This is a genomic window from uncultured Anaerotruncus sp., assembly GCF_902490045.1.
In the GTDB taxonomy this organism is placed as follows: Bacteria; Bacillota; Clostridia; order Oscillospirales; family Ruminococcaceae; genus Anaerotruncus.
In genome coordinates this window covers 1-9,729 of the sequence record NZ_CABUCJ010000092.1, presented here as the reverse complement: position 1 = coordinate 9,729, position 9,729 = coordinate 1, and the positions used below count along the sequence as shown (strand labels likewise).

12 protein-coding genes and 1 pseudogene are annotated in these 9,729 nt (G+C 66.3%); 10 read left to right on the top strand and 3 right to left on the bottom strand.

From position 1 onward, the window contains the following. Nucleotides 1–676: pseudogene (locus RDM88_RS09615) on the top strand (alanyl-tRNA editing protein); the annotation flags it as partial. Further along, entirely contained in the window at nucleotides 673–1,014 is a 342-nt protein-coding gene (locus RDM88_RS09610; protein WP_308754629.1) for an arsenate reductase family protein, read from the top strand. The pseudogene RDM88_RS09615 and the gene RDM88_RS09610, both read left to right, overlap by 4 nt. A 92-nt stretch (nucleotides 1,015–1,106) precedes the next feature. On the opposite strand, the gene RDM88_RS09605 is transcribed toward RDM88_RS09610, so the two are convergent. Beyond that, nucleotides 1,107–1,922: a MerR family transcriptional regulator gene (locus tag RDM88_RS09605; RefSeq protein ID WP_308754628.1), complete on the bottom strand. Its 816-nt coding sequence runs from the start codon at nucleotides 1,920–1,922 to the stop codon at nucleotides 1,107–1,109. A 140-nt stretch (nucleotides 1,923–2,062) separates the two neighbouring features. After that, a complete protein-coding gene (locus RDM88_RS09600) occupies nucleotides 2,063–2,632 on the bottom strand; it encodes a class I SAM-dependent methyltransferase (protein ID WP_308754627.1) in 570 nt (189 codons plus the stop codon). 76 nt (nucleotides 2,633–2,708) lie between these two features. On the opposite strand from RDM88_RS09600, the gene RDM88_RS09595 reads away from it, so the two are divergent. After that, entirely contained in the window at nucleotides 2,709–3,038 is a 330-nt protein-coding gene (locus RDM88_RS09595; protein ID WP_308754626.1) for an MGMT family protein, read from the top strand. Here RDM88_RS09595 and RDM88_RS09590 read toward each other — a convergent pair. Beyond that, a complete protein-coding gene (locus tag RDM88_RS09590) occupies nucleotides 3,016–3,675 on the bottom strand; it encodes an HD domain-containing protein (protein WP_308754625.1) in 660 nt (219 codons plus the stop codon). The genes RDM88_RS09595 and RDM88_RS09590 overlap by 23 nt on opposite strands. A gap of 110 nt (nucleotides 3,676–3,785) precedes the next feature. On the opposite strand from RDM88_RS09590, the gene RDM88_RS09585 reads away from it, so the two are divergent. The 7 genes from RDM88_RS09585 (at nucleotide 3,786) to RDM88_RS09555 (ending at nucleotide 9,521) form a co-directional block, all read left to right on the top strand. Further along, complete coding sequence (locus RDM88_RS09585; RefSeq protein ID WP_308754624.1) at nucleotides 3,786–3,950, top strand: hypothetical protein; 165 nt, start codon at nucleotides 3,786–3,788, stop codon at nucleotides 3,948–3,950. Between the two features lie 170 nt (nucleotides 3,951–4,120). Beyond that, nucleotides 4,121–5,158, top strand: a complete 1,038-nt coding sequence (locus RDM88_RS09580) for an aminotransferase class V-fold PLP-dependent enzyme (protein WP_308754623.1) — start codon at nucleotides 4,121–4,123, stop codon at nucleotides 5,156–5,158. Further along, nucleotides 5,155–6,099 (top strand): DMT family transporter, encoded by a 945-nt coding sequence (locus RDM88_RS09575; protein WP_308754622.1) that lies wholly within the window; start codon nucleotides 5,155–5,157, stop codon nucleotides 6,097–6,099. The genes RDM88_RS09580 and RDM88_RS09575 overlap by 4 nt, the downstream gene beginning before the upstream one ends. 5 nt (nucleotides 6,100–6,104) lie before the next feature. Then, nucleotides 6,105–6,776, top strand: a complete 672-nt coding sequence (locus tag RDM88_RS09570) for a pentapeptide repeat-containing protein (protein ID WP_308754621.1) — start codon at nucleotides 6,105–6,107, stop codon at nucleotides 6,774–6,776. 33 nt (nucleotides 6,777–6,809) lie between these two features. Next, complete coding sequence (locus tag RDM88_RS09565) at nucleotides 6,810–7,901, top strand: ABC transporter ATP-binding protein (protein WP_308754620.1); 1,092 nt, start codon at nucleotides 6,810–6,812, stop codon at nucleotides 7,899–7,901. Further along, a complete protein-coding gene (locus RDM88_RS09560; protein WP_308754619.1) occupies nucleotides 7,885–8,745 on the top strand; it encodes an ABC transporter permease in 861 nt (286 codons plus the stop codon). The genes RDM88_RS09565 and RDM88_RS09560 overlap by 17 nt, the downstream gene beginning before the upstream one ends. Beyond that, nucleotides 8,742–9,521 carry an ABC transporter permease subunit gene (locus tag RDM88_RS09555; RefSeq protein WP_308754618.1) on the top strand — a complete coding sequence of 260 codons (780 nt, stop codon included), beginning with the start codon at nucleotides 8,742–8,744 and terminating at the stop codon, nucleotides 9,519–9,521. The genes RDM88_RS09560 and RDM88_RS09555 overlap by 4 nt, the downstream gene beginning before the upstream one ends. Nucleotides 9,522–9,729 lie beyond the last annotated feature (208 nt).

The window sequence follows — 9,729 nt, the reverse complement described above, 5'->3', positions numbered from 1 at the left end:
CCCCTCCCCCGGGGCGCTTGCCGCCCTCGACTACCGCAGCAAGAAGGAGCTTGCCGGCCGGGTGCGCATCGTGACGGTGCCGGGCAGCGACGTGTGCGCCTGCTGCGGCACCCATGTGCGGCGCACGGGCGAAATCGGCGTCATCAAGCTGCTCACCAGCCAGCGCTACAAGGGCGGCGTGCGGGTGTGGCTGCTCTGCGGGGACCGCGCGCTCCGCGACTACGGGGAAAAGAACGCGCAGGCCTATGCGGTCTCGGGAATGCTCTCCGCCAAGGTCGGGGAGCTCGCCGGGGCGGTGGAGCGGATGCAGGCGGAAAACGACGCGCTGAAGCTGCGCGCCGCGCGCCTCCAGGAGGAGCTCTTCCATTACCGCGCCCGCGAGGTCGAGGAGGGCGCGACCTACGCCCTTCTCTTCGAGGATGGGATGGAGCCGCCCGCGCTGCGGCGGTTCTGCCTCGCGCTCTGCGAGCGGTGCGGGGTGGCTGCGGTCCTCTCGGGAAGCGAGCGGGAGGGCTGGAAATACGCGGTCGGCAGCGCGCGCGGCGACGTGCGTCCGCTCGGCAGGGAGCTGAACGCCGCCTTCTCGGGGCGCGGCGGCGGAAGCCCCGAGCTCGTGCAGGGGACCCTTTCGGGCAGCCGGGAGGAGATCGAAACCTTTTTCAGGAGCAGGGTATGAACATTCAGATTTTCGGCAAGGCCAAGTGCTTTGACACCAAAAAGGCCGAGCGTTACTTCAAGGAACGCGGCGTCAAATTCCAGAGCGTCGACCTTCTCCGCTACGGCATGAGCAGAGGGGAATTCGAGAGCGTCAGGCGCGCCGTCGGCGGCGTGAGGGCGCTCGTCGACGAAAAATCGAAGGACTACGACAAGTCCTTCATCGCCTACCTCGCCGGGGAGGAGAACATCGCGGACAAGCTGATGGAATACCCCTCGGTGCTCAAAACCCCCATCGTGCGAAACGGGAAGCAGGCCACCGTCGGGTACCGCCCCGACGTGTGGAAGGAGTGGACCTGAGGGCGCGGCGGACGCGTTCGCGCGCCTGCCGGGCAATCGGCAAATAAAAGCGCCCCGGCAAAGCCGGGGCGCTTCGGCGTCTCTCCGCGTCTTTACTTTTCCACCGGGAAGCAGATCTCCGTCACCCAGTTTTCGGGGTTGGGGTCCATGGCGGGGCTCACGTGGTAGATGTTGAACATCGGGCCGCTGATCCGCCAGCCACCCGCGTCGATCCATTCGCCGATCGCCGCGCACGCGTCGGAGACGCTGGCGTAGCTGCCGCGGATGACGCAGGAGGCGACCTTCACGGCCGGGACCTCCTTGAAGCGGACGTGTTCGGTGTCCTGATAGCTGCCGGCGACCGCCGTGCGGATTTCCACGTCGACGTCCGACTCCTTGAATCCCTCGTCGAAGAAGACGGCGATGGCGTAGGCCGGGGAGGCCGCCTGGACATGCTGGCCGGCCGTCTCGGCGTAGAGCTTCTGCCAGAGGTCCCCCTCGCGGTCGTAGGAGGGCATCGTGCCGCGCAGGCTCATGACCTGCATGGCGGGAATTTCCTTGAGGGTTACATCGTACTTCATGCTGTTATCGTCCTTTCCCAATCGTTCGATGGTGTTTTCGAGGATCGCGAGCCGGGCGCCGAGGTCCCGCGATTCCTCCCGCATCTGGGAGAGGCGCACCGCCAGATAGCGGCGAAAGCTTTCCGCGTCGCCGTACTGCGCGAGGATTTCCCGGATCGTCGCCAATCCGAACCCCATCGACTTGAGCGCCTGGATTTTGCCCGCCGCCTCCAGCTGCTTTGCGCTGTAATAGCGGTAGCCGGTGAAGGAGTCCACCGTCTCGGGCGCCAGCAGGCCGATCTCGTCGTAGTGGCGCAGCATCTTGATGCTGATCATCGTCAGCTTGGAAAATTCGCCGATCTTGAACATGTTACGTCCTCCCGTCTGTTTTTGAGCTCACCGCCAGCTTACACCATCCCACAATGGGAGAGTCAAGGGAGAAGTTGAAATTTTTTTAAGCCACTCTGCCGCTCCAAGGCGGCGGGGAACTTTTTCAAAAGCTCCCCGCCTCACGCGTCCTTTATAATGAAGACGGGCAGGGGCGGGTCGTTGGGCCGGTTGCAGAAGTCCGCGACGACCACCGTAAAGGCGCGGTGGTCGATCGTGCGCAGGTAGGCGAGCAGGGCGTCCCGCTCGGCGTAGCCGGTGTCCCGCCCGTAATAGATGATGAGGCTCATGATGCCGCGGGGCTTTAAAAGCGAAAGCCCCGCGTCGATGGCGGCGATGCTGCTTTCGGCGCGGGTGTTGATGGCGTGGTCGCCGCCGGGCAGCCAGCCGAAGTTGAAGACGATGCAGTCGACCGACTCCGGGTCGGCGTAGCGGGCCATATTGGCGTGGCTGTCCTGAACGACGCGCGCGAACCCGGAGCACCCGCGTTCCCCGATGAGGGCGCGGGTGCTTTCCACCGCCTCCGGCTGGATGTCGAAGGCGAGCACCCTTCCCGTCTCCCCGGCGAGGGAGGCGAGGAAGACGGTGTCGTTGCCGCGGCCCGCGGTCGCGTCGATGCAGAAAGCGCCCGGCTTCACATGGGACGCGATGAACTGGTGCGCCACCTGGAGGGCGCCGAACGGTCTTGGCATGGAAAACTCCCTTTCTATGCAGTTGCAGGATTCGGCAAAAGGCATTACAATAAAAAAACGAGGGGAGGGATCTCGTATGCGCTTTGACGATCTGGTCTATGACGTCGTGCGGCGGATTCCGCGCGGCCGGGTGGCCTCCTACGGGCAGGTCGCGCTGCTCTGCGGGAACCCGCGCGCCTCCCGCGCGGTGGGCTGGGCGCTGCGCCGCAACCCCGCGCCGGGGGAGGAAATCCCCTGCCACCGGGTTGTGAACCGCGAAGGACGGCTCGCGCCCTCCTTCGCGTTCGGCGGGACGGACGCCCAGCGGAAGCTGCTTGAGGCAGAGGGCGTCGCGGTGGACGGCGAGGGCTTTGTGGACATGGAGCGGTACGCGTGGTACGGGCCTACAGAACCACCTGGTCGTTGATGACGAGCCCGAACCGCAGGCCGAGCCGCTCGGCCGCCTTGCGGCAGAGGAGCATGCGCTGGAGGAAGATTTCAAAATAGTCCATCACCGACGCGCTCGCGGTGTCGATGCGGATGCGCAGCGTGATCGCGGACTTGTCGGAGGCGATCTCGGTGGAGGCCTCCTCGACGGCGTAGTTGACGCGGTCGTGGATGTCGAAGGTGGCCATGTCGCGGTTGCGCACGCGGGAGCGGCGCACGTCTGTCTTGTCGGCCAGTATGAGCGCGGCGGCCACCGCGTCGACCGCGACGGCGGTGCCCTCGTCGTGGTTGCCGATCGCGCTGATGATCGTGGCGGTGTCCTCCGCGTCCGCGCCCAGCTTGTCGAGGATGCGGAAGGCCATGACCGCGCCGCTCTGGGCGTGGTCGGCGCGGTTGATGACGTTGCCGATGTCGTGCAGGTAGCCCGCGATCTGCGCGAGCTCCGCCGTGCGTTCGGGGTAGCCGAGCGTCAGCAGGATCTCGCGCGCCTTCCCCGCCACCTTGGTCACGTGCGCGAAGCTGTGTTCGGTATAGCCCAGCACCCGCAGCGCGTCGTCCGCCTTGCGTATGTAGGTTTTAATGGATTCGTTATGGGCGATCTGGTCGAATGTTACCATGGTTACGTCCTTTCGTTTTGGTCTTATGGAATCATTCTATCCCGAACGCGCGGCAATTACAATTGCGGCGGCCCGGATTTTATAAAAATTTTACAGCAGGAGGGCGGACAATGGGACCGACCTGTTACACGGTGACCCGCATCGACGGGGATTACGCGGTCATGGTGACCGACGAGGGAATCGAAAACACGGTGGCGATGGCGCTGCTCCCGCCCGAGACGGACGAGGGCGTGCGGCTCGTGTGGGAAAACTTCACCTACCGGGCGCTCGCATGAGGGCGGCCGCGAAGCGGCTTGGGATGCGGTATGCCCGCGGGATGGAATACCGGGGCGCGCCGCACGGGCTCTGGCTGTTTTCCCGGGAAGAATTCGCCGGGGGAGGTTGTTTTTCGCGGGAAACCGTACTATAATGGTAGAGATTCAATCCAGGGGAGGAAGAGACGGACATGTACAGCTTCAAGAACGACTACAGCGAGGGCGCGCATCCCCGCGTCATGCAGGCGATGCTCGACACCAACCTCGAACAGACGGACGGCTACGGCACCGACCCGCACTGCGAACGCGCGCGGGCGCTCATCCGGGAGAAGATCGCCTGCCCGGAGGCGGACGTGCATTTCCTCGTGGGGGGCACCCAGGCCAACCTGACAGTCGTGGCGGCGGCGCTGCGCCCCCACCAGGCGGTGGTCGCGGCGCACACGGGGCATGTGTGCGTGCACGAGACGGGAGCGATCGAGGCGACCGGCCACAAGGTGGTGGCCATGCCCTCCCCCGACGGCAAGCTCACCCCCGCCATGGTGGAGGAGGCGTGCGATCTGCACACCGACGAACACATGGTGCAGCCAAAGATGGTCTACATCTCCGATTCGACCGAGGTTGGCACCCTCTACCGGAAGGCGGAGCTCGAGGCGCTGCACAACGTCTGCCGGGCGCGGGGGCTCTGGCTCTTCCTCGACGGGGCGCGGCTTTCGGCGGCGCTCACCGCCGGGACGAACGACCTCACCCTGCCCGATCTCGCGCGGCTGTGCGACGTCTTCTACCTCGGCGGGACCAAATGCGGGGCGCTCTTCGGCGAGGCGGTCGTCATCGTGAACAACGCGCTGAAGCCCGATTTCCGCTACCTCATCAAGCAGCGGGGCGGCATGCTCGCCAAGGGGCGGCTGCTCGGCATTCAGTTTGAAAGCCTCTTCGCGGACGACCTCTACCTCGAGCTCGGCGCGCGCGCCAACCGGCTGGGGATGCGGATGAAGCGGGCGATCTCCGAGGCGGGCTTTTCCTTCGCGAGCGACTCGCACACCAACCAGCAGTTTGCCGTGCTGCCCGACCCTCTGGTGGAAGCGCTCGGCGGGCTATACAAGTTTGAACGCAACGGCAAGCCGGACGCCGGGCATACCGTCGTGCGGTTCGTGACCTCGTGGGCGACCGACGAGGCGGCGGTCGAGCGGTTCGCCGACGATCTGGCGCGGCTGGCGCGGGAGACGGAATGACCGCACGGCTGAAGGGCCGCCTGCAAAGCGCCGGGGCGGTCGTGCCGCTCGCGGTGTTCGCCACCTTCCTGTGGGGCACGGCGTTCCCCTGCGTCAAGCTGGGGTACCGGCTCTTTGCGATCGGAAGCGGCGACACCGCCTCCCAGATGCTCTTCGCGGGGGCGCGGTTTTTGCTGGCAGGCCTGCTGACCCTCGCGTTCGGCGCCGCCGCGGGCCGCCGCGCGCCGCTGCCCGCGCGGAAAAATTACGGCGGGATCCTGCTGCTCGGGCTTGTGCAGACGGCGGCGCAGTATGTCTTTTTCTACATCGGCCTCGCCAACACGACGGGCAGCCGCGGCTCGATCATCGACGCCTCCGCCGCCTTCATCGGCGTCATCCTCGCCCACTTCCTCTGCAGGGGGGACCGCATGACCCGCCGCAAGGCGCTCGGCTGCGCGGTCGGATTCGCGGGGGTGGTTGTGCTCAACCTCGGCGGCGGCCTGGGCGGGGCGTTCGTCCTCACCGGCGAGGGGTTCATGCTGCTGGCCGCCACCTCCTCCGCGCTCGGCGCGGTGGTGAGCGCGCGCGTCGCGCCCGGCAACGACCCGATGGTGGTCACCGGCTGGCAGCTACTGGCGGGCGGCGCGGTGCTCTTTTTCGCCGGCGCGCTCGGCGGCGGGCGCATCCGCCCCGCAGGCGGCGCGGCCTGGCTTCTGCTCCTCTACATGGCGGCGCTCTCGGCGGTGGCCTTCACCATCTGGACGCTGCTGCTCAAATACCAGCCGGTGGCGCGGGTGAGCATCTTCAATTCCCTCATCCCCGTCTTCGGCACCCTCTGTTCGGGGCTTTTTCTGGGCGAGGAAATCTGGAACCTCCGGAACCTCGCGGCGCTGCTGCTCGTCTGCGCGGGCATCTGCGTCGTGAACGGCGCGCCCCGCCCCGCATCCCCCGTGAAAGCGTGAGCGGCATGGAAATACGGCCTGCACAGCGGCCGCCGGCCCTGCCGGCGGAGCCGAAGCTAGAGCGGGAGCTCCCGGAGGGCCTGCTCGCGGACGAGCCCGCGAGGTACGCCTCGGGGGAGATCGACGCGGTGAGCGGGCTGCTCTTCCGCGGCGCCGCGCCGGGGCTCGGCTTCGAGGAGGCGAGCTTCGAGGGCTGCGTCTTCGAGGGGATGCGGCTGACCGGGGCGGACCTCGCGAAGACGGGGCTCACCGACCTCGTCTTCCGGCGGTGCGACCTCTCGAACGCCGGCTTTTCCAGGGCGGCGCTGACGCGGGTGCGGTTCGACGACTGCAAGCTCGTGGGCGCGGACTTCTCCGAAGGGGTGCTGCGGGACGTCCGCTTTTCCCGGTGCGGCCTGCGGTACGCGCAGTTTTTTCAGGCGGGGCTGCGCGCGGTGCGGTTCGAGGGGTGCGACCTCTCGGGCGCGGCGATGCAGGAGCTCAAGCTGCGGGACCTCACCCTTTCGGAATGTAAGCTCGCCGGGGCCGAGCTCTTCCACACGAAGCTCGCGGGGGTGGACTTCACCACCTGCGAGACGGACGGGCTCGTCGTCGCGGCGGAGGACCTGCGGGGCGGCATCTTCACCGCGGCACAGGCGGTGGGGCTGGCAAGGCTGCTCGGCATCATCATCAAATAACGAGATCTGCGGAAACCATACAGGAGGATCGGCATGGAGGACGTACTATTATCATTACAGGAGATCTGCAAGGCGTTTGGGGAAACCGAGGCGCTCGCGGGGGTCAGCCTCGACGTGCGCGAGGGGGAATTCCTGACGCTGCTCGGGCCCTCCGGCTGCGGCAAGACCACCACCCTGCGGATCATCGCGGGGCTGGAAAGCCCCGACAGCGGGCGCGTGCTGCTGCGGGGGGAGGACATGACCGGCTGGGAGCCCAACCGCAGGCCGGTCAACACGGTCTTCCAGAGCTACGCGCTCTTTCCGCACATGAACGTGGCCAAAAACATCGGCTACGGCCTGCGGCTCAAAAAGACGCCCAGGGAGGAAATCCGCCGCCGGGTGGACGAGATGCTCGGCCTGGTGCAGCTCCCCGGCTTCGGCGCGCGGATGCCCAACCAGCTTTCGGGCGGGCAGCGGCAGCGGGTGGCGATCGCGCGCGCGATCGTGAACGACCCGGCGGTGCTGCTGCTTGACGAACCGCTCGGCGCGCTCGATTTGCAGCTGCGCCGCCAGATGCAGACCGAGCTCAAGTCGTTGCAGAAGGATTTGGGCATCACCTTCATCTATATCACCCACGACCAGGAGGAGGCCCTCAACATGAGCGACCGGATCGGCATCATGAACGAGGGGCGCATCCTCCAGCTCGGCAAGCCCGACGAGATCTACGAGCGGCCCCAGACGCGGTTCGCCGCCGAGTTCATCGGGCAGAGCAACATCTTTACCGCCGAGGTCGCGGGACGGGAACCGGACGGCACGCTGACGCTCCTCTACGCGGGCGGCGTCATCAAGGCGTGCGGCGAGGGGACGCCGGGCGAGAAGGTGACCCTTTCGGTGCGCACCGAGCGCATCCGGTTCGGCGAGGAATGCCGCTACGGGTTCGCGCTGACCGGCCTCGTCAGGGCGCACAGCTATACGGGCGGCATGCTGCGCACGACCCTCGGGCTTTCCGACGGGCAGGAATTGATCGTCAGCGGCATGGGCGGCGGAGGCGACCGCGCCGAGGTCGGCGAGACGGTGCACATCTACTGGAAGCCCGCCTGCGCCGCCATCGTGGAAAGGGGCGGTGAAAATGAAGCGCGCGCGTAAGGGCCGCGGCTTTCCCGCCGCGGGTGTCCCGTTTCTTCTGTGGACGGCGTTTTTTGTCGCCATCCCGCTCATCTATATCCTCTGCATGAGCTTTTTGAAGCGCGCGGCCACCTGGGGGGTCGTCGCTGAGTTTTCGCTCGGCAGCTACGCCAAGATGCTCTCCCCCGCCTACCTGCGCGTCTTTGGGGAAAGCCTCTGGCTGTCGGTGCTCACCACCGGCTTTACGCTGCTGCTCGGCTATCCGTTCGCCTATTTCACGGCGCAGCTCTCCCCCAGGCGGCGTTCCCTCGCGCTGCTGCTCGTCATCGTGCCCTTCTGGACCAACTCGCTCGTGCGCATCTACGGGTGGATGATCCTCCTGCGCAGCCAGGGGGTCGTCAACACCCTGCTCATCGCGCTCGGCGTCATTGACACGCCGCTCAAACTCCTGTATAATTTTGGGGCCGTGCTGGTCGGCATGGTTTACGCCCTGCTGCCCTTCATGATCCTGTCCGTCTACAACTCGATCTCCAAGCTCGACCCGGCGCTCACCGAAGCGGCGCGCGATTTGGGGGCGGGAAAGTGGCGCGCCTTCTGGAGCGTCACCGTGCCGATGACCCGCGCGGGCATCATGGCCGGGTGCGTGCTCGTCTTCATCCCGTCGGTCGGACTCTTCTTCATCTCCGACCTGCTCGGCGGCGCAAAGACGATGCTGCTCGGCAACCTTATCAAAAACGAACTGCTCACCGCCCGTAACTGGCCGATGGGCGCGGCGCTTTCGGTCGTCATGATGGCCGCCACCCTGCTGGTGATCGGCCTCTACCAGAAGCTGTCGGGTGAAAAGAGTCTGGAGGGGATCGTATGAGACGGCGGACCAAAATCCCCGAAATCTATGTGACGCTCCTGCTCCTGCTCATGTACCTGCCGATCGTGGTGGTCGTGGTCTATTCCTTCAACGACACCAAGCTGTTCAGCTGGGAGGGGTTCACCTTTTCCTGGTACCAAAAGCTGCTCCACAACCGGAATATCATCACGGCCTTCTTTAACAGCCTCGAGCTCGCGGCGCTCAGCAGCCTGTCCGCCTCGGTGCTCGGCACCGTCGGCGCGGTGGGCATCGCGGGCAGGCATTTCCGCGGCCGCGGCGCGCTCGAAAACCTCTCGCTCATCCCCATCATGGTCCCCGAAATCATCCTCGGCATGGCGTACCTCGCGTTTTTCTCCTTCCTGCGCCTGCCCTTCGGCATGCTGACGCTTGTGCTCGCGCACACCACCTTCTGCGTGCCCTACATCTTCATCAACGTCAAGGCGCGGCTTTCCGGGCTTGACCCCGCCATCGGCGAGGCCGCCCGCGACCTCGGCGCGTCCGCGCCGCGCGCCTTCTTCGACATCACGCTGCCGCTGATCGCGCCCTCCATCCTGTCGGGCGCGCTGCTCGCCTTCGCCATGAGCATGGACGACGTGGTCATCAGCTTCTTCGCCACCGGCGCGCAGACGAGCACCCTGCCGCTGCAGATCTACTCGATGCTCAAGATGGGCGTCACCCCCGAGATCAACGCGCTCTGCACCCTCATGCTCGGCGCGGTGTTCCTGATCGTCGCCGTCGGGAGGCTGGTTTCCGCCCGGCGCAGGGCGGCGGCTTAGGTTTGCCGCCCGATGGTCGGAGGGCTCGCCGGCGGCCGTGACTTTAGATTTTCCACTCATTGAGCGGCGGAGCTTGCCGGGTCCCGCCCCGGCAGGCGGGATACTTTCTTTGCGCCAAAGAAAGTATCCAAAGAAGGGCGCGAGGGGCTATCGCCCCCTTGACCCCCGCGCCGCCTCCGGTTGGCCTTTGGCCAAAGTCGGCGGCGCC